Source organism: Vallitalea pronyensis (assembly GCF_018141445.1).
In the GTDB taxonomy this organism is placed as follows: domain Bacteria; phylum Bacillota; class Clostridia; order Lachnospirales; family Vallitaleaceae; genus Vallitalea; species Vallitalea pronyensis.
In genome coordinates, this window is the sequence record NZ_CP058649.1 from 5,169,433 (window position 1) to 5,193,200 (window position 23,768).

At 37.1% G+C, this 23,768-nt stretch carries 17 protein-coding genes; 2 read left to right on the top strand and 15 right to left on the bottom strand.

Features of this window, described 5'->3' with window-relative positions:
- The 5 genes from HZI73_RS21510 to HZI73_RS21530 form a co-directional block, all read right to left on the bottom strand.
- Positions 1-1,800, bottom strand: coding sequence for a sensor histidine kinase (locus HZI73_RS21510; RefSeq protein WP_212695406.1), 1,800 nt, complete (start codon positions 1,798-1,800; stop codon positions 1-3).
- A gap of 41 nt (positions 1,801-1,841) precedes the next feature.
- Complete coding sequence (locus HZI73_RS21515) at positions 1,842-3,164, bottom strand: ABC transporter substrate-binding protein (protein WP_212695407.1); 1,323 nt, start codon at positions 3,162-3,164, stop codon at positions 1,842-1,844.
- A 270-nt stretch (positions 3,165-3,434) separates the two neighbouring features.
- Entirely contained in the window at positions 3,435-4,196 is a 762-nt protein-coding gene (locus HZI73_RS21520) for a YdcF family protein (RefSeq protein ID WP_212695408.1), read from the bottom strand.
- A gap of 337 nt (positions 4,197-4,533) precedes the next feature.
- Entirely contained in the window at positions 4,534-5,409 is an 876-nt protein-coding gene (hslO, locus tag HZI73_RS21525; RefSeq protein WP_212695409.1) for an Hsp33 family molecular chaperone HslO, read from the bottom strand.
- 65 nt (positions 5,410-5,474) lie between these two features.
- Entirely contained in the window at positions 5,475-6,230 is a 756-nt protein-coding gene (locus HZI73_RS21530) for a class I SAM-dependent DNA methyltransferase (protein WP_212695410.1), read from the bottom strand.
- Positions 6,231-6,481: 251 nt separating this feature from the next.
- Between HZI73_RS21530 and HZI73_RS21535 the strand changes: the two genes are divergently transcribed.
- Entirely contained in the window at positions 6,482-7,864 is a 1,383-nt protein-coding gene (locus tag HZI73_RS21535) for an S-layer homology domain-containing protein (protein ID WP_212695411.1), read from the top strand.
- Positions 7,865-8,022: 158 nt separating this feature from the next.
- Here HZI73_RS21535 and HZI73_RS21540 read toward each other — a convergent pair whose 3' ends face one another.
- The 4 genes from HZI73_RS21540 to HZI73_RS21555 form a co-directional block, all read right to left on the bottom strand.
- On the bottom strand, positions 8,023-8,895 hold the full coding sequence (locus tag HZI73_RS21540; RefSeq protein ID WP_212695412.1) for a sugar phosphate isomerase/epimerase family protein: 873 nt from the start codon (positions 8,893-8,895) through the stop codon (positions 8,023-8,025).
- Between the two features lie 9 nt (positions 8,896-8,904).
- Complete coding sequence (locus tag HZI73_RS21545; RefSeq protein WP_212695413.1) at positions 8,905-9,759, bottom strand: sugar phosphate isomerase/epimerase family protein; 855 nt, start codon at positions 9,757-9,759, stop codon at positions 8,905-8,907.
- Between the two features lie 9 nt (positions 9,760-9,768).
- Entirely contained in the window at positions 9,769-10,839 is a 1,071-nt protein-coding gene (locus HZI73_RS21550; protein ID WP_212695414.1) for a Gfo/Idh/MocA family protein, read from the bottom strand.
- Positions 10,840-10,908: 69 nt separating this feature from the next.
- Complete coding sequence (locus tag HZI73_RS21555) at positions 10,909-11,961, bottom strand: Gfo/Idh/MocA family protein (RefSeq protein WP_212695415.1); 1,053 nt, start codon at positions 11,959-11,961, stop codon at positions 10,909-10,911.
- A 316-nt stretch (positions 11,962-12,277) separates the two neighbouring features.
- Here HZI73_RS21555 and HZI73_RS21560 point away from each other — a divergent pair, with 316 nt between their 5' ends.
- Complete coding sequence (locus HZI73_RS21560) at positions 12,278-13,150, top strand: AraC family transcriptional regulator (RefSeq protein ID WP_212695416.1); 873 nt, start codon at positions 12,278-12,280, stop codon at positions 13,148-13,150.
- Positions 13,151-13,228: 78 nt separating this feature from the next.
- Here the strand turns inward: HZI73_RS21560 and HZI73_RS21565 are convergent, their stop codons facing one another.
- The 6 genes from HZI73_RS21565 to HZI73_RS21590 form a co-directional block, all read right to left on the bottom strand.
- A complete protein-coding gene (locus tag HZI73_RS21565; RefSeq protein WP_212695417.1) occupies positions 13,229-13,426 on the bottom strand; it encodes an alpha/beta-type small acid-soluble spore protein in 198 nt (65 codons plus the stop codon).
- Positions 13,427-13,538: 112 nt separating this feature from the next.
- Positions 13,539-17,246, bottom strand: coding sequence for a helicase-exonuclease AddAB subunit AddA (addA, locus tag HZI73_RS21570; protein WP_212695418.1), 3,708 nt, complete (start codon positions 17,244-17,246; stop codon positions 13,539-13,541).
- A gap of 337 nt (positions 17,247-17,583) precedes the next feature.
- Positions 17,584-18,150 carry a DUF1697 domain-containing protein gene (locus HZI73_RS21575; RefSeq protein ID WP_212695419.1) on the bottom strand — a complete coding sequence of 189 codons (567 nt, stop codon included), beginning with the start codon at positions 18,148-18,150 and terminating at the stop codon, positions 17,584-17,586.
- 457 nt (positions 18,151-18,607) lie between these two features.
- Positions 18,608-21,424: an alpha-mannosidase gene (locus tag HZI73_RS21580; protein WP_212695420.1), complete on the bottom strand. Its 2,817-nt coding sequence runs from the start codon at positions 21,422-21,424 to the stop codon at positions 18,608-18,610.
- A gap of 151 nt (positions 21,425-21,575) precedes the next feature.
- The gene (locus HZI73_RS21585) at positions 21,576-22,637 is read right to left on the bottom strand and encodes a LacI family DNA-binding transcriptional regulator (protein WP_212695421.1); all 1,062 of its coding nucleotides are present in this window, start codon (positions 22,635-22,637) and stop codon (positions 21,576-21,578) included.
- Between the two features lie 38 nt (positions 22,638-22,675).
- Positions 22,676-23,758 carry an ABC transporter ATP-binding protein gene (locus HZI73_RS21590; protein ID WP_212695422.1) on the bottom strand — a complete coding sequence of 361 codons (1,083 nt, stop codon included), beginning with the start codon at positions 23,756-23,758 and terminating at the stop codon, positions 22,676-22,678.
- Positions 23,759-23,768 lie beyond the last annotated feature (10 nt).

Genomic DNA, 23,768 nt, shown 5'->3' on the forward strand with positions numbered 1-23,768 from the left:
TTATTGGTCTCCTTTTCCCAGCGTATTTCTTGGAATTGTAAGAATTACTTTTGTATACTTTCCATAATCACTTTCGATTTTAATCCCATAGGTTTGTCCATAAAAAAGTTTAATTCGTCTATTCACATTTTCAAGTCCAATGCCTCTTTTATCTTTACTTAATAAATATTGATCACAGCCCCGCCTGAATTTTTCATTAAGTTGTTCTACTTCTTCTTGCTGCATGCCTCGTCCATTATCGGTAATGGCAATATAGACATGATTGTTGTCTTTTTTTAAGCAAAGACTAATTTCCCCAGTTTTTCTATTTTTGTCAATACCATGGTATATGGCATTTTCTACAATAGGTTGCAGTACTAAGCGAGGCACTTGTATGTTCACTTCTTCATCCACATCTTTATGAAAAACCAGGCGTTCACCATAGCGATTTTTCATAATCAAGATATAGCTATCCACATATCTTAGTTCTTCTTTAATGGAAATAAGGGGATTCCCTTTACCCATGCTTCCTTCAATGAGAGAGGATAAGGATGTAACCATATCACTAATCTCAGGTGCTTCGCTTAACATGGCCATCCAATTAATGGATTCTAAGGTGTTAAATAAAAAATGAGGGTTAATCTGGGCTTGTAAAGCTTTTAATTCTGCTTCTCGCCTTGTTAATTGCTCCTTATAAACTTTATTGACCAATATGTCTATTTCAAGGGACATTTTATTAAAGCAATTACTCAGATAGCCTAATTCATCCATTCGGTCAATGGCAATTTCTTCATACACTTTATCTTCCTGCACTTTCTTAATACTTTTTACCAAGCGATTAATGGGATTAATAATATCCACACCCATGAGCACACTAAACATGGACATAATAAGAAGTGTTGCAATCATTAATATAATCAACCACAAGCGAAAATCCACCATATCCTTATTGAGTTTTTTTAAGGAAATGTGGGTGACAACTTTCCATCTTGGATTATCTAATTGAATATAGGATATCAACATGTTTTTTCTTGTATTTATTTTATAGTTATTGTCGGATGTAAGATTCATAGCAACAAATTGTTTTAACATGTCATTGGATTGGCGATCACGGCCAACAATCCACTCATTCTCATGAGAAATTATGGCAATGTTATGCATGGAATCCGTGGAAAGGTCCCGATAAACAGATTCTAAAAATTCTTTTTTAATCAACAATGTCATTAACCCTATTTCCTTAAAATCTGCAATATCGTATAAGACACGTGTCAGGTATATATTCTGAACAACGCCCTTTTCATCTTTTTCTAAATACCAAAGGGGCTGACCTTTTAATGCTCTTGCCTTAGTAATCATGTCATCATAGGGTAATGATTCTTTTATAATGACACGCCCGCTATTGGAATCATAAGAATAAAACTCCTTGTTATCGGATATGAGGGCAATGGACTGTAGCTCTTCTCTGGATAAACATGCTTTCCTTAATATATTAACCACGTCTTCCATTCTGCTGTAATATACAAATTTATCCTGTTTTACATCGGGATTAGTGAGGATATTGTAGATGACTTGGTCATAAAGGATATCTTGGGATAGTGTCATCATGTTTCTTGAAAAATCGTCCAGCCTTAATTCAATCATTTTTAGAATATCACTGGTATAATTAATGGATTTATTTTGGATAACCACTTCTGCTTTTCGGTACAAAATGGACGCCATGAAAAATAAAGGTATGATAATCTGAATACAAAATAATAATAAAAGCTTCTGCCTTATGGATATATTTTTATAAAATCGAGTAACGCTTTTGAATAACGCCATTGTTATCCCCCTCTTACTGATTTTTATTGCATAAACATCCTCTATTGATTACTTAGGTGTTCCTTTTGAACCCTATCAAATACTTCCTCAGGTGTTACTTCTCCTTCTAATACTCTGGGCATTTGTTTAACGATAATGTCATCCCAGATACCTCGCTCTATAAAACTGTCAGGCGGACCAATTAATTCTTTGGATGCATTGACTAAATCGACTCCTTTTTGATACAACTTGGATTGACTATGCTGCATATTTTCAGGTAAATAGATGTTGCTAATAATACCAGAATGCTCTGTTATTTTTTTTACGGTCTCTATGGATGTCAACTCCCTTAATAACGCAATACCTACTTCTCTTTTTTGATCATCTTCCCATGCTTTTTGACTCATATGAAAGATGCCATTGCCACAGCCATAAATAATCGCACTATCATGGGATTTCCCCCCATCCATATTTGGGAACCCAACAATATCCACCGTTGAATCATATGGGCTTAATCCTTTATCCCCAATAAACCAAGCTCCTTGAACGATCATGGCTGCCTTCTTATTAATAAATAAATCATTTCTAGACTTATCGTCCATGATAAATGCATCCTCTGGAAAAGCACCTGCATCATATAAGGTCTTCATGTAGTACATGGCATCAATGTAGCATTGCTTGATGGCTCCATCAGCGTCAAAAGGATTCTCCGTATCTTCCTTGCCCCCTAATTTCATCACCATGTTTTGATAAATGTAACTGCCTTCTGGTGAGTTATTATAAGCAATGGGAATCATATCATTTTCTTTTAAAATATCTACTGCATTCAGTAATTCATCAAAGGTTGTGGGTATTTTAATGTCGTATTCTGTAAAGATACTTGTGTTAATAAATAGTCCTTCATAAATGATTTCAAATGGTAAACCATAGATTTTATCATCCACTGTTACGTATTTCCAAGCATCTTTTCCAAATCGTTCAAACCAACCAAGGTCCTCCTTAATCACATCCGTTAAATCCGCAATTTTTTCGTTCTCAACTAATAATTTAAAATCTGAACCTGGCCATAATCCAAACACATCAGGGTCATTACCCGATGCAAAATCTGTTTTTAAAGTGAATAAAAACTCTTCTCCACTCATGGATTCGTTAATAATATCTGTATGGGGATGCTTCTTTTCAAAATTATTCAACACTTGTTGTATTTTAGCTGCTTTTGTATCGTACCCACCCCAGCTGCTGGAAAATCTTATCTTCACTTTTTGGGGTATATCCGCAATGCTTTGCACGCTAATATCTGCCTGGTTTTGTGATAACAGCCATGAAAGAAAAAAAATCAAACCTAATATAGCCATATAGAATATTATCATATATTTCTTTTTCATTGTATCCCTACCTTTATGTAATTTGCCTATAAAAACCTATGTAAAAGTGGAAAAATCATTGTCTTAATCTTTATAAAATTTTATATGAATTATAGCCATTTGTCAATTATGCTACTTTTTAGTTATCCCTTATCAAGTTCTAAAAATGCAAAATAAACTACTAAGAAATGTGAGGATACTGCTGGCTAGAACCAAAAAGTGACTGCCTCTTAGAGACAGTCACTCCTGTGTGCTTATATATCAAACCCTCGTACCCATTACACCTTTCCACTATAAGATAACATCTTTCATTACTGCAAAGAACTCTCTTATATAATAATTGGGGACGAGTGGTGTAGACGTATGACTGGATACACCTTCTACTTCTTTACCATGTTGCTTAGCTATATGTTTGGCCCGATAGACATGAAAATCACTGGTTACAATGGTAATGGATGGGTTATCAATGGTTTGATCCATCAGCTCAAAACTATATGCTATGTTTTCTTGGGTACTTGTAGACCTTTCTTCCAATAGAAGACGATGCTCATCAATCCCTTTGTTTTTTAAGTACCGCCTCATGGCCTCTGCTTCTGTTATGTCTTCACCTGGACCTTGCCCACCAGATAAAATCGCTTGACTCTCTGGATGTTCTATCAAGTAATCATAAGCAACATTTAATCGGCGCCATAATGTCAACGATAGCTGAGTCCCTCTTATACCTGCACCAAGTACAACCACATAATCCGTATCGGGGTACTCCTTTTTATTAAAACTCTCTTTTATAATCAATCCTTGAACAATTAAAAAGACAATGATTAGAGCAATGCCTAATGCAAAAACAGGATATCGAACGACCTTCGGTACAACCGTTTTTACATGATGATAATTTTTAAAAATGCCCCTGCATACAAATCCCATGATGCCTAACACAATCCAAAAGAATGAAAATCCTGCTCCCCCTCCATATACCATTAAATAGATAAAATACACCATACTAAAACACCCAATAATCAAGGATGTCGTTGCTAGAATCACCATGCTATCACTCACTTCTATGAAATATATTCATCTTCTGTTTGTTATCTATGATTATACTTAGTATTATACTTGCCATTTCTGAAAATCATAATAAGATTACTTTAACGTTCAATTAGATTCACATTAGAAAAATTAACCAAGACAAATGGCGTCTTATAAAAAAGCATTGTTATTGGCTAGAAGTTTCTGGATATTATAACGGGTTAAGCTTTTCAGACACCTAAACGTCCGTGTTTAGAGTGTCTGCGCTCCGCCGTCCATGGCTACGCTTTTCGCTTAACCCGTTATAATATCCTATGACAATGACGTAATGCTTTTAATAAGACTACTACTTAATGACGTGTTTTTACTAGATATTCCTCACTAATGTTTCAAGCTCCTCCACCGTAAAAGGGTATTTTTTATTACAAAAATGACAATTAAGTTCAATGGTTTTGCCTTCATCAATCATTTCTTCAATATCCTTTTTGCCAATACTAATCAGCGCTTTTTCAACCCTATCTTCGGTACAATTGCAATAAAACTGGGTAGGTATTGTATCCATTATTTGAAGACCCATATCACCAAGTAAAAGTTCTAAGATTTCTTCTGGTGTTTTCCCTTCATCTAATAGAGTGGTGATAGGTGGTAATGCTGTGATTTTATCCTCTAATTGTTTAATAATGGCTTCATCAGCATCCGGTAACAATTGAATAATAAACCCGCCACTTTGTTTGATATGATAATCCTTATCCACTAATACGCCAAGTGCAACGGCTGAGGGTACTTGCTCAGAAGTGGCATAATAATAGGTAAGGTCCTCTGCTATTTCTCCTGAAACCAAATGGGTTTGACCAACATAAGGTTTTTTTAACCCTGTATCACGTATAATGTTTAGTATGCCATTGCCTAGCCCTGCTGAAACGTCTAATTTACCATTTGTCTTTAGCGGTAGGTCAACATCTGGTGTAAAGGGGTAGCCTTTTACGTTAGCTTTTGAATCGGATGTGACAACCAGACCACCAATGGGTCCGTCACCACGAATTTGTAACGTTAGCAAGTCCTTATCATTCTTTAACATGCTTCCCATCATACTTGCCGCCACCATTAAACGCCCTAGAGCCGCAGATACTAACGGTGATGTTTGGTGATTTAATCTGGCTTCTTCAACCATGTGCTTATTCGTGGCTGCAAATGCTCTGATTTGATTATTTGCAGCTATTCCTCGTGCGATATAGTCTTTCATGATGTACTCCTTCTATAATGCTGATTTTCATTAATCATTTTACGAAATAGGGTGATTTCTACAGCCTATTTTCCTTGTTCTCTAGCGATATAATAAACCCTTTCAGAAGTTGCTGTAGGCTTATCAAAGGTAAAAGCGTCAAAACAATCCACATAGATTAGTCCCGCTTCTTGTAAAATCTTTTTGATGGTATCTGGTGTATACATCCTTTGATGGTGGGTTTCACTGTAACGTTGATACTGATTTTTATCATCTTCAATAAATAGGGTTAAATCATACTCATTAACGGCCTCATCTTCATAATAGTAGTTTTCCCAAATATAAGCACTCTTTTCATAAGTCTCAGCAAAGGTGTGCTCACCTAATACCTGCTCATATTTGAACTTGGTATTTAAATCAAAAATAAAGATACCTTCAGGGTCTAAGTAATTATTCACCAACTTAAACACTTGAAGTAAATCCTCTTCTTCCATGATATAATTCATACTATCGCAGATGCTGACAATACAATCCACTGTACCATATAGTTCAAATGCACGCATGTCCTGTAACAGATACAAGATATCTTGGTTGTCCCGACTAGCTTTTTCTTTAGCAATGGATAGCATGTCAAATGAATTATCCACCCCAATCATGTCATATCCCTTATGGGCTAAACGTTCTGTTATGTTGCCTGTCCCACAACCTAAGTCCAAGATTAAGTGGGGCTTTTTTTTACAATATATTTGTATAAGCTGTTGAAGGTATTCTACCCATTCATCATAAGGTATATGACCCATACATTGGTCATAAATCCATGCAAATGAATTATAGCTAGGCATCCTTATCACTTCCTCTTCTGTATTTATGCGCATTTCATTAAACCTTATTATAAAGGACAAGCCTCATCTAAGTCAAGAATACTTCATCCTGCTTTTTCCTGCTTATTATATAACTTATTGATGACGCGGATTTTAGATATTTTGAAATAAAAACTTATTTTTTTACGTAACTTTTCCAGTAGACTAGTTTACATAACATATGTATACTTGAGTTGACCACAACAAATACAATACACAACCCTAGGAGGAAGATGATGTTTAATCGAATAAGAAAAAGCATAGCGTTATTAACACTTTTAATCATCGCAAGTACCACTGTAATCCCTACAAACATCGCACATGCCGCTACCCTATTAGATATCGATGAAAGTGCTGATTACGCCAAGGATGCTATCAAAGATTTGGCTGACAAAGATATTATTACCGGTGATGCTCAGGGATATTTTAACCCACAAAACACCGTTACCCGAGCTGAAATGATTACACTGCTCGTAAAAGCTCTTGAAGTAGATACAACCAATGTCCCTGAAACACCAACATTTAATGATGTACCTCAAACACATTGGGCTTACAAATATGTTGAAGCAGCCTATCGAGATGGTATTGTTAACGGTATGTCCATGGACATATTTGGTGATAAGGAGCAATGCACCCGTGAACAAATGACCGTTATGTTTGTACGTGCCCTTGGTATAGCTGATGACATTAATATGAGTGAATTCCTTCATGTCAATGCTCTTAGCGATAAAGATACGATATCATCCTGGGCCAAAAAAGCCGTGGAGTTTTCTCTTGCTTCTGAATTAATGAAGGGGACAGGGGCTACCACCTTTAGTGCTAAAGGCAATGCTCAGCGTCAACAGGTTGCCGTACTCACCCATCGTTTTATCAATGACCAAGAGCGTATTTTAGACTTTGCCGAAGCGAACACCAACATGGTAAAATATGCAAATCTTTATACAGCGTTGGAAAATAACAACACCTATAAAGGTGAGTTTAATACCCAAACAACCATGACTTTTTCTGGTCTTGTACCAGAGAATGATTTAACCTTTAACCTTACAGGAGATGGTGCTGTTAATGGCGCTAATTATCAGATAGCTATGACGTTAGTATTAAAAGAAGCTGAGTCAACCCTTTTAGAATCCACATTAGAATTGATTACGGTGGATGATAAAACGTATATGAAGGAAGATGACCTTGAATGGTACGAAGCAACTCCTGAAGAGGTAGAAGAAGCTTTAACTTTTGGAACAACACATACTGACATCGCAATGTCCAATGATAAACTCTTAGACATCTACAATCAACTGCCCATTACATTTGGGGGCTTGGTTGAAATGGATGGTGTTAACACGTCAAAATATTCCTTATCCTTGGATTTGGAAACACTTAAAGCATTAGATCCTGAAACGTTCTTAGGAGAAGGTACACTGGTTGACGCAGAACTTAACTTTGATATGGACATTTATGTAAATGAATCCAACCAAGTCGTGAAGCAAGTGATTCGTTATGGTGGTCAAATTCAAATAGAAGATGAAAACGTACCTTTTACCACATTGATGGATATCAACTATACCAATATTGGAGCAGATATTGAGATTACTGCACCAAGTATTGAAGTGACACCTTAAGCTTACAGAAATAAGTAAACTAAGCTTCATCTTGACTTATAATCATAAAGGGACTATTTATAAAACATGTGTACAGTCACATCATGTATTATAAATAGTCCCTATCTTAATAATCTATTTACAGATTTCCCACCAAAATTTGTACTGATGTCGAATGCTTAGGCTAATGTTAGATACCGTTTTAAATTTTCAAGTCCAGTAGCTATACCCAATTGAGGGTCTTCAAGACCTTCAAATTCAATGGATATAACACCATCATACTTAGCATCCTTTAAAAGCTTTAGACATTGTAAGACAGGTACATCCCCATGACCGATAATGGCACCTCTAAGATAATGACCTGCTCTGGATTGAAACCATCCTTTACCAGGATTAGGCAGCATGCCTGATTTCATATGAAAATCCTTGGCATGGACATGAAAAACATATGGCAATAATCGCCCTACTGCTTTAGCAGGGTCTTCATCCACACATACAAAATTACCCATGTCCACAAGCACCCCAAAATTAGGGTGATTAACAGCATTCACCAGTTGTTCCACCCGATAACTGTCTTGGCAGAAGTACCCATGATTTTCCACCATGGTTTTGATACCATAATTAGCTGCATAGGTTGTTATGGCATGGTAGCCGTCTACTAGTCGAGGCAAAGCCGCTTCAAAAGATTTTGGTCCAGGATGGTCCTTATGAAAGCCTGTGGTTGCATCATGTCGCATGGATTTTGCACCCAATAACTTAGCAACATCCACTTCTTTTTTAACCCGCTCTATTTCAGCTTCTAAGTCGCCGTTACTCCCATTAATAAAATCGGAACCAATGGTATAACTTTCGATAGGGATGCCAACCCGTTTACTCTCTTCATAAGCCCGTTGTGCAAAGGCTTCATCAGTCTCACCATCTTCCAATACAAAATTAATGAACTCCAGAACATGGAATCCCATCTCTTTGGCTTTTCTTATGACATCAATTTGTTTCATCTTCCCAGATTGAACCCATTGGATGAAACTGTATGAACTCACCCCTATTTTCATATGTATCACCTAACCTCTTATTTTTTGTAAAAACTTTACAGCTTCACGAATATCTTTCTCTGGGTTATCACCTACTTCACGTTCAATGGTTAAGAAGCCTTTATACCCAATATCTCTTAGTGCCTTTATGTAAGCATCAAATTGCACATGACCCTTGCCAAGAGGTTTCTCTAAGAAATATTCATCCACATGGAAGTTCTCAGGCATACCTTCTGCAAAGCAACGATAGATGTATTCTGGATTGGATTCTTGTAGTTGGATGCCATCTTTTGCATGGGTATGAACAATGTAATCTTTTAATGTATAGACACCCTTAACAGGGTCATCACCTGTTACCATGACCAGGTTAGCTGGGTCATAATTCACCCTTACCCCTTTACTTGACAAGCTATCTAAAAAGGATTTAAGGGTTACAGCAATCTCTGGTCCTGTTTCAATAGCAAAATATGCCCCCACATCATCGCCGTATTCGCCTAATATATTACATGCCTCTTGCATAATTTTATATCGGTCTTGGTTCACATCATGAGGCACAACACCAATATGTGTGGTGACAATATTTGTTTCAAGGTCCTTAGCCAAATCCATGATCCTCTTGGAACGTTCAATACGCTGAACGTTATCTTCTTGTATGGTAAAACCATGCCCGCCTAAATCACCACATAGTGCGGATACTTCTAATCCCTGAGCTTTGATAAAGTCCAATAATTCTTTTCGAGCTGTTGCTGATAGATTTTCTGGAGCCATTTCACCGCGAACAGCATATAGTTGAATCCCTTCTGCCCCTACTTCTTTTGCTTTTTTAATACCCTCTCGTAAACCTAATCGAAAGGAATCAACAATCACACCAATTTTATGCATCATGACGCCTCCTTATTCCTTAATTTTCACTTCATGACCTACCTCTGCCGACTGATAGATCGCATCTAATATTTTCATAATGGCCACACCATCTTCTCCAGGATTCAAACAAGGTACACCATTGGCTACACAGTCGATAAAATGGGCCGTTTCCTTGTTGAAAATCTCTGCAAATTTGTTTGTTTCCTGTTCGATACAGGGTGTTTGATTGATAAAATATTGGTTATGTTCTTTATAAAATTCTATTTCAGGTTCCATCTTTACACCAGCTTTATCCCCATAGAACATGAGATAATTATTATCGTCCTTGGTGTGTAATACCCAGCTGGTTTCAAAGTTCAAAGTCATACCGTTATCAAACTTAATAAGAGCTGTGGCTGCATCTTCCACATCACAATAGGGCTTTTTAGGATCATAATCAACTGCATTATATTTACTCATTCCTTTTATATACGGCTTAATGCCCAACTGCTTAAAAGTGGACGCTGTGACTGAAACAGCTTCTGGTTTTCCTGTCAGGTAGCGAATAAGGTCAATGACGTGTACACCTAGGTCAATAACGGGACCACCACCTGAACGTTTTTTATCGCAGAACCAGCCACCTGGATTACCCCATTTACGGACATAGCCGGTTTTCGCATAATAGATGTTACCTAACTCATCATTTTCAATGGCTTCTTTTATAAACTTTACATTATTTTCAAAACGTCTCACAAAACCAACCATCAGTAATTGTCCAGTCTCTTTGGCCGTATCCACCATGACCTGAGCATCTTTTGCATTCATGGCTAATGGTTTTTCGCATAATACGTCTTTTCCAGCCTTCATGGCAGCAATACTAATGGGTGCATGACCATCATTCCACGTGGTGACACTGACTGCATCCAACTCTTTCATTTGAAGCATTTTCTTATAATCTGTAAAGACATGTGGAATAGCATACTTCTTGGCATAAGCTTTTGCCTTGTCTTCATTAAGGTCGCATACTGCTACAATGTCTACATTTTCTAGCTTTTTATAACCTTCTGTATGCATTACACTGATATTACCTGCGCCAATAATGCCTACTCTAATCTTGTTCATACGTGATTCCTCCTTATAAAATATTTAATCATTGAGTTGTTTATTTTCTGAACATCACTATTTTTTCATTCACTGTATCAGTGCACCCTTTAAATCTTCAAAAGGAAATGAGACTCTTTTATTTAAAGTAGCTGCATGATAAATGCCTCGAATAATTTCAAGGGCTTTTCTTCCCTCAACCCCATCAATTGTAACCTTCTGATTTTCACGGACTGCATCATAAAAGTCCTGAATCTGCATGATATGACTATATCCCCAATAGCTTGGTCCAGCCGCGACACCCTTACGCTCATCTTTTATCTCTACATATTCATCATCATCAAGACGTACCCAAGCCAAATCTTGAATAAGACCAACTTTACCTTTTTCACCCACTATTTCAATTTCAATGGGTGCATCATAACTGTAACAATTACAAGCATAGAGTTGGTACATACAGCCATTTTTAAATTGAATAAAGGCTTCTGCCACATCCTCAACGTCCACCACATGATGGTTTCTGTTCTGCATAGAGGCTTCGATCCATTCTACATCATCACCGATAAGGTCTTGAACACGGTCAATGCTATGTATGGCTTGGTCAATGAGTACACCGCCGCCTTCTTTATCCCAAGAACCTTTCCAATCGGATTGCTGATAATAATCATCTGAACGGTCCCATGATAAATAAGACCTGGCCCCTATAATCTTACCAAGCTTACCTTCTCTGATTATCTCTTTTATGGTCTGATACCCCTTCACATACCGGGTTTGAAAAATAACGCCTAATTGAACCCCTTCTTCTTTTGCTACCTGTATCATACGGTTTGCATCCTGCAAATAGATGGCCATAGGCTTTTCTGTTAAAACATGTATCTTCTGTTTCATGGCTTCTATTGCAATAATCGGATGCATATGATGGGGTGTAGCCAGATGTATGATATCCACGTGCCCTTGGAAGCATAATCGATAATCATCTGTTGCCACGCACCCTTCAAAACTTTCTGCAAAAGCTTTCGCTCGCTCTAATTTAATATCCACAGCATACACCACTTCAACTTGATCACCTAGATGTTTGAAGGATTCTTTGTACACTTGTGATATTCTGCCACAGCCGATCATGGCAATTCTTAATGGTTTCATGTTGTCACCTCGTTTTATATTGTACTATTCTTTATACCTCTAATGTGTCTTTGTTCTAGAACGTTTTTACTACGTTACCGTTTTTTGTAAGACATACTATCCTTACCTGCCAAATAATTATTTGGAAAAAGTTGCTCTTAATTCGTATTTACTTTTATCATTTTGTAGATTATTATAATACATATACCAATAATCCTCATGCATTCTATTGCTCGATACTTGGATTATATTGCTTATGTTTTTTATGCTGTTAATACAAATGAAATGCCTACATAAACGACAGTGTTATGTATTCATCCCATTGGAGGTGACCATCATGGATAAATCAACATTAAAAGAAAAAATGACCATGCCAGACCCTAACTTTCCCATGAAGTTGAACAAACTTTGCTCAACAGGTGTACAAAAAACAGCTATCTATGCCCATTGGCATCGTGAAATGGAACTCTTATACATTACCAAGGGATCAGGATTATGCCGTTGCAACAATCATGTTTTTGAAGTGCATCCTGGAGACTTAGTGGTGGTTAACTGCAATGAGGTACATTATTGTCAGAACATCTCGGAGGTCTTTGAATACGACTGTATTATTCTGGATCCTTATATTCTTAATAGTCGATTCATTGATCTATGTGATTCAAAATACATAACACCCATTATAGAGAACAGGATTCTATTTAACAATCATATCCCTCAAGATATAGATGTTAAGGCTTGTATTACATCCATTAATAAGGAGTTTAACCAACGTGAAGTGGGATTTGAACTTGCTCTAAAAGCTTCCCTGTATCAGCTTATCGTCATACTCATGCGCCATCATATAGCAAGAATCCTTACAGACGTGCAAGTTAAATACCGTATGAAAAATATAGATCGCTTTAATCATATCATTCACTATATTGAAACCCATTACGCCGACGATTTAACCATTGATCATCTAAGCTACCAAGCCCACATGAGTAAATATCATTTTTGCAGGATGTTCAAACAAATGACAGGGCATACGGTCACTCACTACATTAACTCCGTCAGAATACAAGAAGCTGACAATCTGATTACCCATACAGATATGTCCATGAGTGAAATTACGTATGCTGTTGGTTTTCATGACACCAGTTATTTTAGTCGTATTTATAAAATGTTTAAAGAAATATCCCCCTCTGAAAAAAGAAAGTTGAGTAAAAAATAATTAGCTAATAAATTGGGAAGTAATAACAAAAAAATAACCTTGCTCCCTAAGAACAAGGTTATTTTCACCTGATTTAACCTATTTTGTTTGAACACTTCGCTTGCGTTTAGTCATGAGACCACCTATCCGTCCTGTTTCTTTTGCTGTTAAGGATTTCCACCCACCTTGGTGAACTTTATCAATTAATCCCAGTTCTTCAGCAATTTCATACTTCATTTTCTCATTTTCAGCCTGTTTCGTCTTATCTATTTCATCTTTTCTTAGATGCTTTGCCATAGATCATTCACCCTTCCTATATTCAGCACAAGGTTCATGTGTTATTCACCCTTCTTTTAGATTATAGGCTATTTCACGGGTTTTATACCAGGTTGTAAAATTTTTTTATTGACTAATCACCAAGACCAAATGGATCCATTTTAATCTCTTGTCCAATACTGAAAGCATATAAAATCACTTCTTTTACCGTAAAACCTGAAATATTTTCAAGCGCTCTGCAGTAGAGTTCCATTTGCTTTTTATATCGATCAATCAATACCTGCTCTTCATGTGGCTTGATATAATCTGTCTTATAATCGACTAAGACAATTTCGTCGTGTTCTAAGAAATAACAATCAATGACCCCTTGAACCAAAATAGTCTCTTTTAGATCACATGCATCATAGATATCTTGTGCATTAATACCAAGGACAAAAGGCATTTCTCGCTTTAACTGCTTCTGTTTTTCAGCGTTAATCATTCTTTTTATTAAATCACTATCACTAAATCTTAACAGGGCTTGAATGGAGACACTTTTCTTTTCTTTCTCTGTTAGCATGCCATTTCTTTCCAGTTGATCACAATAGGTGACCAAATAATCCTGCTCATCCATCCGATTAAAGTCAATATGCTGCATCACCTTATGAAAGACTGTACCGCGTTCCCCTGGTGTTAAACGAATTTTCTCTTCCATAAAAGCAGGTTTGTAAGGTTCAAAATCATGGAAGAGCTCTTCATGTTCTTCTTGGACTAAGAGCATGTTCTGTCTCTTAATTTCTGAAACAGATACTTTAACGGATCGGGCTATGGCATCCTTGGCTGGATATACCCAGTTAAGCTGTTTGTCAAAATAGTCCTTATCATAATCGCTATAGGATACTTCCGATGCCCAATGGGTTAAAGCCTCGTAAGACTGCATTCGCTCTTGGGCATGAACTTCTTCCTTCTCAATGGTTTGTTCTGGTGTGATACATGTTACCTCCCAAAATGAACGATGGTGATATAATGCCTCAGGGGATTGTATCACTAAGCCTTGACAACATGCCCGTAATGTTTCCCCATCAGCATGTCTCAATATAGCGGGTATAATCCAATCCAAATAACTGCGCCCTTTTCCAATCAAAGCATTGGGTAAGGTTACATCTGGTAAGAATAGATACGTACTCACCTTCTCAATCTTCTTATGGATATCTTTACAACTACCTACTAAAATAAGTTTTTCCCGTGCACGGGTTAGGGCTACATATAATATTCTTAACTCTTCTGATAAACTCTCATTCTTAATCTGCTTACTGATAACAGATCGAGGCAACGTCTTTGTTTCATAACGTAATTCATAATTGACATACTTGGGACCAAATCCCAAGTCTTGATGAAGTAGAATGGGTTTATTCAAATCTTGCATGTTAAATTGTTTTCCCATACCTGCCACAAAAACAACAGGAAATTCAAGCCCCTTACTCTTATGGATACTCATAATCCGTACTAAATTCTCACTCTCACCGAAGATACTAGCTTCACCCATATCAATAGCGTACTTATGGATCTTTTCCAAATAACGAATGAAATTAAACAAGCCTTTATAGCTGGTAGATTCATAGCGTATGGCTTTGTCCACTAACAAATCCAAATTGGCTTGTCGCTGACGTCCACCTGTCATCACCGATATAAAATTATAGTAATGAGAGACCTCATAAATATGAAGAATCAATTCATGAAGAGGCATGTACACCGCTTTTTCTCGCCAATCTGTCAGCTGCTCATGAAAAGCTGTTAATTTTTGACTCAGGTCATCTTCATCAATGGTGCCTATGATGTACTGCTCATACGCATCATAAAATTCGCCTTCTGGTAATTGTGTCTTAATTCTAACCAGTTCATCTGCTTTTAACCCCACAATGGGCGAACGTAACACCGATAATAAAGGTATGTCTTGTCTTGGGTTATCAATTATTTTTAACAGGGATAGTATGGTCCGTATTTCAACGGTATCAAAATAGCCTGTGGATGCATCTGTATAGGCAGGTATATCATATTTCCCCAGGGTCTCAACAAACATATCGGCTGTTGTACTGGTACTTCGCATAAGAATGACAATATCTTTATACATGGCAGGCCGATAAATACCGTTTTTCTTATCGTAGATGTAATAAGGTTCATCTGGGTTCATTAATTCTTTAATACGACCAGCAATTACTTTAGCTTCTACCTCTTTCGACTCGATAATTTCGTCACTTTCTACCTCTTCGTGGTCAATGAGTATCAGTTCTGTTGGCCCTGCATGTATACCTTCTTCACATGGCTTATAAGGCGCCCCCAGATGCAGTGCCGCATGCTCATCATAGACAACATCACCATATGCCAATGACATGAGTTGACTGAACAAGTAATTGGTACAATCTAAGATATTTTCACGACTACGGAAATTCCGATGAAGGTCAATCTTCTGATATTTACTTTCCTCTGTTGAATAAGTCTTATATTTTTCCATGAATAATTCTGGTTTAGCAAGTCGAAACTTGTAAATGCTTTGTTTAACATCACCAACCATAAACACATTAGGCATTGATTGATGTATCTTAGACACACTTGTTAGAATGGTTTCTTGAACTAAGTTACTGTCTTGGTACTCATCAATAAGAATCTCACTGAATCTATCTTGTAATTGAATCGCCGCACTGGAAGGTACTTTTTCCCCTTCCTCATTATCTGTTACCAGAATATTAAGGGCATAATGTTCAATATCATTAAAGTCAATCATGTTTTTTTCTGCTTTGGCTTCTTTGTAGTTTTCCATAAAGGTTATCACAAGGTCAACTAAAGCTTCTATAACAGGGTAGGTTTGATCAATATCGTGAGCTATATGGGCTTGAGCTTTGAAAAAGTATTGATCTTGAATAGCCGTAAAGCTCTCTTTTATATCCTCTCGAATAGCCTTCACTTTATGTTGCATTATAGGGTCTACACCTTTTTTACAACGTCCAATTGGTCCAAATTTCATGCCCATTATTTCTTGGGAAATATGTTGATACCCCTCTTGTAATTGATGATATATACTTTTTATATGTTTAAGATCAAGTGCTATAGCGTCTTCATACCCAATGGGTCCACCTTCTTCTTGGCAGATGCTTAGGCACTCTTCCAATAAGCGTATCGACATGGGTAAAGCTTGTTCCAAATCCCTGGTCACCATCTTCGTCCATACTTTATCATCCAAGTCTTTTTCATCTACCACATGAAGGGTATCTGCCATCTCCTTTAGCCATTTTACCGGCCATGGATTACTCATGGCAAATTTGTGAAGTTCCATAATAAGACTCTCAATTCTATCGTCGGATTTACCTGTGGCATAGCTTTCAATGAGTGCCAAAAACTCGTCGTTATTATCTTTTTGGTAATAGGACTCTAATAATTCTTTGACGATATCACTTTTAAGCAGCGTTAACTCTGTTTCATCAGCCACACGAAAGGACGGGTCCACCTGTATCATATGAAAATTATTTTTAATGACTTGTAAACAAAAAGCATGAATGGTCATAATACTCGCATTAGGAAGTAATGATAATTGTTTATGTAAATACCGATTTTCAGGGTTGTTATCAATTTTTTTCTCCAGCGCTTCTGATATACGCTCCCGCATTTCTGAAGCTGCCGCATTGGTAAACGTCACCACCAATAACCTGTCGATATCCACAGGTTTCTCCTCATCCGTAATCATCTGTATAATCCGTTCTACCAATACCGCCGTCTTTCCAGAACCTGCTGCCGCTGATACCAGCAGATTGCGTTCTCTTGTATCTATAACTTTTTGCTGCTCATCCGTCCATTTAACACCTGACATAATCTGTTCTCCTTGTATGTACTTTGCCTCTTTTATACTATTATAAGATATCTCCCCTAACCTATCAAGAGTCGGCAAAAATATGACAAGGGGACGTTTCGTTTGTCATATAACTGATTAACATCAAGACCTCTATCATCTTGGTTATTATCATTTATATACAAGAGTCATTAAAAACTTATATATAGCTATAACTTTATATGTATGACAGATTAAGCATCCTTGTCATACTATCACATTGTTAATACACTCTTAGATTTTCTTATAAGTATCATTGAAAATTTACAAATACTACTAATTCTATGATAAAACATGACAAACGAAACGTGTCCCCTTGTCATGATGACTGCATTTTAGACAATACTTTCTTGATTGTATTTAGATTTCGACTTGTTAAATGGGCTTGATATTTTTTCTTACCTAGTAGTTTTCCAAAAGGTGTTTTCAATGTATATCCTTTTGGCACCAACCAATACAGTTCACCACCTTTTATGGCAATCTGTTCTCCTTCTATAGCTGTTGTGGTATCATACTCATCTACAATCTTTTTTCTATGAATAGCCGTATCAACCAACATCCAGTATAAATTATATTTCTTGGTATCGTAGTCCATAGCATATTCTATAATATGTTTAACATCCTCATCCGTTTTCAAGAATATATAGACTTGTCTATTATAGTAAAGTGACAAGTCATCTTCAATTTGCTTAACGATTGCGGATGCATGCAGACCTTCATTCTCAGCAAAAATGACATTCCCTGTTGCTAATACGGTTGTTACCTCACAAAATCCAAGTTTCTCAAACCGCTCCTTAATAACCCCCATGGTCATTTTAACACCATTTACATTAACACCTCGAAAAAATGCGCAGTATATCATTAAATCCCTTCTTTCATATGACAAGGGGACGTTTCGTTTGTCATGTAATAGGTTAACATCAAAACCTATATCATATTAAATTTATATTTGCATGTTAGAATCATGAAAACTTATAGTTAACTATAACTTTATATATATGACAAATGAAGGTCCCTTGCATACTATCACATAGTTTATTATCCTTATATTTTATCATAATACTATTAAAAAATTCACAGATAAACTACTAAATCTATAATGAAACATGACAAGCGAAACGTCCCCTTGTCATGCTATCACATAGTTTATTCATCTTTATATTTTATCATAGTACCATTAAAAATTTCTCAGATAAACTACTAAATCTGTAATAAAACATGACAAGCGAAACGTCCCCTTGTCATGCATATTTATATTTTATCATAATATCATTAAAAAATTTACAGATAAAAGACTAAATCTATATCAAAACATGACAGACGAAACGTCCCCTTATCATGTATTAGTGGATGTCTTTAATGTAGTCGTGCACCCTTCTGGATACTCTGGCTTCGTTGAGTTGATAGCCTAGTTTGTGTATTTGTGTTTCGTGGTAACGGTCCCTTGTTAAGATTGCGGAGAGTTTGGCTTCTAGAGCTGTTCTTCTAAGCATGGGGTTATGGAGTCCATCTTTTAGCTTGTCGGCTCGCTTCACCTCTGATGCTATATCTTCTTCTGTTACCAGTGGTACATATGCATAATTACTGAAGTCATAAGGTTCTTCGTTTTCGTAGATATCGACATAAGCTTCCTCGTTCATGTCTATTGTATCGACTGTCACTTGTATGTAAATCGTCTCAATGGCTTTTTTGCCTACTTTTAACTCAAATGTATTATTATGGACAGATAGTGTTGATGCTTGTTTTTGTTGTTCTAAGAAGTTCGTTCTGTATGCGTTATGAATATGAAAAGCTGATGCTATGGTTGCGTGGGTCGCTTGGTCTGAGCCGTTATATAGGCGAACGATTATGCCGTTACCATCTTCTGACCGTTTAATACTGGTGACGCGAACAACGTTTTTGGGGGCATCTACTTTCATAAAGGATTGTGAAGGTGATAAGCTCCCGTCATGTTTATCTGTAACAAATGTTAGTAAGTCATGATTAAACCGATCTGCTTCTCGTAACACATTGCCTTTGTCATAATGTTTTTCATGAGGATAGACAGCATATTCGAATGACATTTCTCTTAAGCATTGGGCTTCTGGTGTAAATATTTCTGGCCCTGCATCACCAATACGTGTGTTAATGTCTTTTGCAATCCAGCCAACAGAACGAAACAGTGTCAATGCAATGGTATTCTTATCTTGATAAACCGTATACTCTGGTAACCCCTTGGACAGAATTGCCAAACCCTTCTCTCCATCATTGATATCAATCAGCTCTCGGCCTAGAAATGTTGTGTTCGGTTTTGCTTCTCTAGCCCCCACAATAACCCGTTTTACATTATCGGGAATCATGGCTTCATCATAGTCATCCATGTGAATGGGTCTTTTTACCACATCAAAAGGACTGCCTGCATATGTATAATCAGCTGTTATGTCTGTTGGGAACAAAACCCTAACCCTATGGTCTTTTACTGTATTTTTAATGGCTGTCTTCACTTTAATGACCTCTGAATTCGCCTCCATGGTGACAACTTGTCGGACTGGCATGTTCATCCTTTCATGGTTTCTCTTCTTTCTATCTTTTGTTATGCCTGTTGGTAAGTCCATGTCAAACCGTATTTCTACCTGCACTTTTTCAGGTGTTACCATTAAGTCAGTAATGGTGACATCACTATCTGTTGAGTAATAACTTTTATCTGTATCTGGATAGGAATAATTGTATTCATCACCAGCATCCCCTTTATCTTCAAGTATCCCTAGCCCTACATACCATTTATTGGTTGCCTTATGGTATAAATCAAAGGCACCATTAGGATTAATAATCACTTTTATCTTATTATTTTCAATATGGTTACCTTCTTTGTTAATCTTACCTACAACCTGTTCTTTCTTCACATGGGTATATCCAAAAGATTCTATATGATCCATATAATAATTCTCACCATTAATACTAATCACTTCAGACCGTGGATAGGGACTTGGGTTATAGACAAAATAGTTTTCATCCTCTAGCTGTTTGGTGTTAATACGCTTAGCTAAATGCATAACAGCTTTTCTAATCTGATGATCCATGAGGAAATGAAAATCCCGTGTTCTGTTCTCCATATCTTGATGCACATCATCAATACTTACACCGCAAATACTATCATGAGGATGATTCTTCAACAACAGCTCCCAAGCTTTATCCAGTACAGATGCCTCATAATCGCCACCTAAAAAGTAATCCAACATGGATAAGGGTTCCGCATGGTGTTCAATGGCTTTTTGTGATGCATCATTTTGTAATTTCAAGTACATCCTAGATGACATGACACCGGGAAATACAGCTATGAATCGACCGCTATAGAGTGCTCCCTGCAACGTCATAAGGTCAGGTTCTTCTTCTAAGACAGATGCTAAGTATCTTTCTGGATTACTTTGAGTCACTTTAATATGCTCTGTATCCAACTCCTTCGTTTTAATATAGGGTTGAATATCATCCGGCACCATCTCTTGGTCATAACCATTCATCATCAACATGTTGCTGGTTGTCATAAAATCTTGAAGTTTATCCACTTCATCGTAAATTCTTCTTTTCATAATCTCTGCGTATTCTGCAAGGCGCATGACATTTCGATAACTATTAAGCAAGTAGACACTGGGCATTCTTGTACCATCAGGTGCTTCCCATATAAATTCAGACCTTACTTGCCTTGGGTCCATCTCCACACCTCGCCAGACATATAGACCTTGTATATCGCACTCTTTATGAATCTGAGCAGTTTGAGAAATCTGACCAAAATTATCCAGCAGCCAACCAACATGCATACACTTTCCATATTCTGAAGCTTTCTTATGGCCTATGAGTAGATTTCTAACCAGAGCTTCTTCACTGAGTAACTGCCAGTCAGGCTGTAAATAGTAAGGTCCAATAAACAGACGACCTTCCTTAACATATTTTCTAATCTTATTTCTATACTTATAAACTGGCCGGTTTCCTTTAGCAAGTTCTTCAAAGTAATCATCGATCATGGCCATCTGACCATCCAGAACGAACTGATAGGCTTCTTCTTTCTCAAACATCTTAAAAAGCTGATCAAAAAAAGGTACCAACCATTCATTGGTATAGGGACTATTCAGATACCATTCTCTATCCCAATGTGTATGTGAAATAATTTGAGCATTCCAAGTCATTATTTTTTCCTCCAGTTGTGAAAACGTTTTTATGAATAATTCTTACAGAGGCTGTCTCATAATACATACCAAGGTTAACGGTTCTAAATATACTTCACCTTTGTGTAACATAATCTTGTGGTATTATGTGACAGCCTCTCTATTCTATTATTCATATATTGTTGTTTAATCCATATCCGCATGACTGCCTGATGATTAAATCTGTCTTTAACATGTTTGTGTTATTTTCAATTTCTTCATTTCGAATTAATTGGATAATCATTTTTGCTGCTTCCATACCCAAATCATATATCGGAACCCGCATGGTGGTTAATTGAGGCTCAGAAATCTTAGCCAAATCATAATCATTGTAGCCCACCACAGCAATATCTTCTGGTATTCTAAGCCCAAGTTCCTTAATTCCTTGCATGGCAGCTATTGCCTTCATATCATCTTTGGCATAAATAGCTGTGATATCCTGACGCTCGCGTAGCTTCTCAACGACGACTTGCTTAGCATCATTAATGGTATAGCCTCCATTGATGACTAAATCCGGGTCAAATGCCAAGCCATGATTTAATAATGCCCTGCGATAGCCATCATAGCGGTCTATATTCACCACATACTCTGCTGGACCATTAATAATGGCAATCTTCTTATGTCCTAATTTGGCTAAATGATCCACCATCGTAAAACTGCCAGCTCGATTGTCTGTGTTGACGGTGTAAATAGGTCTATCCGATTCAATCCCCTTAACACGACCGGACACAACAAATGGATAAAGACTATTGGCTAAATCTTGTACGAGCATGTCATAGTTTCGTGTGGAAAGGATGATAACACCTTGAATCATACCACTGGCAAGACTAGCCATCACCTTGTTTCGTTCCTGTTTGATATCATTATGCATGATAAGTTGCATATTATAGTCGTATTGCTCTAAAATATGCCCAATACCCATTAGCATTTCAGAGAAAAAAGGGTTTTGAAAAGCTTTATCCGCTGATCTTGTGAATACAACACCTATATTTTCTAGAGAACCTGAACCAAGTCTTGAAGCCGCAGCGTTAGGTATATAATTCAATTTTTTTATGGCTTCATTCACTTTTACTTCTGTTTCTTTGGTTACATTATCGTACTTTCGTATGACTCTAGATACCGTCGATACGGAAACATTTGCTTCTCTGGCTACATCTTTAATGGAAGCTTTCTGATACTTATCACCATCATTCAATGGTTGTCACCTCTATTCTTTTGCTCTTTTAAAGACTTTCAAGAAAATACATGTATTTTTTCAGTTTTAGGCTCCATCCAGACCTCTTTATCTAAAGGAAAGTTCATTTCCGGTTTTATCCGTACTGTTAATAGCTCCCCACGTTTTACACCCCTAGGCAGTACCGATACATAATCATCTGAACCTAGTGTTTCCGTGACGATGGACATGCCTTGAAAAGCATTGTCAGCTTTTTGTGTTGATATGGTTATATCTTCAGGTCTTACACCTAAAGTAATAGGACCGCTTATCCCTTTTTCCTGTACTTTTGTTTGTAATACATGGTCAAATATAAATGTACCATATTCCGACACAAATGTCATGTTTTCTTTGTCGCTATTCAATTGACCGGATATAAAGTTCATAGGTGGACTGCCTACAAAACCAGCTACAAATTCATTGGCTGGGTTGTTATAGATTTCTGTAGGCGTGCCACATTGCATTAAATCCCCATCTTTTAATATGGCAATACGGTCACTCAGTGTCATGGCTTCCGCTTGGTCATGGGTTACGTAGATGATGGTTGCATTCAGTTCCTTATGAATGCGTTTTAATTCTAGACGCATCTTAATTCTTAGCTTGGCATCCAAGTTACTTAATGGTTCATCAAGTAAAAGTACATCTGGATCAAGAACCAATGCCCGCCCAAGAGCTACTCGCTGTCTTTGTCCTCCTGATAACTGAGCAGGTTTACGGTCACCTAAGCCATCTAAATCCAACAAATCCAGTGCCCATTCAATTTTCTTCTTTCTCTCTGCTACAGGGACTTTTTGGATTTTTAAACCAAAACCAATATTGGCAGCTACAGTCATATGGGGAAATAATGCATAGCTTTGAAAAACCATGGCTATGCCCCGTTCCCTTGGGGACAATGCGTTGGCTTTTTTATCACCAATATACAGTTCACCGTGTGAAATCTCCTCAAGTCCGGCAATCATTCTCAAGGTTGTTGACTTACCACATCCTGATGGTCCTACAAAAGATACAAATTCTCCTGCTCTAACTTCCAAGCTCAACTTCTTAACTGCCTCAAATCCATTAGGATATACTTTTTTAATATGCTTTAATGTTAAACCTAACATGTTATCCTCC

What these genes read in the sequence shown, in the direction of transcription:
- HZI73_RS21515 (WP_212695407.1), bottom strand. Translation starts at nt 3,164, where the DNA reads ATGAAAAAGAAATATATGATAATATTCTATATGGCTATATTAGGTTTG.
- HZI73_RS21555 (WP_212695415.1), bottom strand. Translation starts at nt 11,961, where the DNA reads ATGAAACCATTAAGAATTGCCATGATCGGCTGTGGCAGAATATCACAA.
- HZI73_RS21590 (WP_212695422.1), bottom strand. Translation starts at nt 23,758, where the DNA reads ATGTTAGGTTTAACATTAAAGCATATTAAAAAAGTATATCCTAATGGA.
- addA (WP_212695418.1), bottom strand. Translation starts at nt 17,246, where the DNA reads ATGTCAGGTGTTAAATGGACGGATGAGCAGCAAAAAGTTATAGATACA.
- HZI73_RS21550 (WP_212695414.1), bottom strand. Translation starts at nt 10,839, where the DNA reads ATGAACAAGATTAGAGTAGGCATTATTGGCGCAGGTAATATCAGTGTA.
- HZI73_RS21535 (WP_212695411.1), top strand. Translation starts at nt 6,482, where the DNA reads ATGATGTTTAATCGAATAAGAAAAAGCATAGCGTTATTAACACTTTTA.
- HZI73_RS21560 (WP_212695416.1), top strand. Translation starts at nt 12,278, where the DNA reads ATGGATAAATCAACATTAAAAGAAAAAATGACCATGCCAGACCCTAAC.
- HZI73_RS21565 (WP_212695417.1), bottom strand. Translation starts at nt 13,426, where the DNA reads ATGGCAAAGCATCTAAGAAAAGATGAAATAGATAAGACGAAACAGGCT.
- HZI73_RS21530 (WP_212695410.1), bottom strand. Translation starts at nt 6,230, where the DNA reads ATGCCTAGCTATAATTCATTTGCATGGATTTATGACCAATGTATGGGT.
- HZI73_RS21510 (WP_212695406.1), bottom strand. Translation starts at nt 1,800, where the DNA reads ATGGCGTTATTCAAAAGCGTTACTCGATTTTATAAAAATATATCCATA.
- HZI73_RS21580 (WP_212695420.1), bottom strand. Translation starts at nt 21,424, where the DNA reads ATGACTTGGAATGCTCAAATTATTTCACATACACATTGGGATAGAGAA.
- HZI73_RS21540 (WP_212695412.1), bottom strand. Translation starts at nt 8,895, where the DNA reads ATGAAAATAGGGGTGAGTTCATACAGTTTCATCCAATGGGTTCAATCT.
- HZI73_RS21545 (WP_212695413.1), bottom strand. Translation starts at nt 9,759, where the DNA reads ATGATGCATAAAATTGGTGTGATTGTTGATTCCTTTCGATTAGGTTTA.
- hslO (WP_212695409.1), bottom strand. Translation starts at nt 5,409, where the DNA reads ATGAAAGACTATATCGCACGAGGAATAGCTGCAAATAATCAAATCAGA.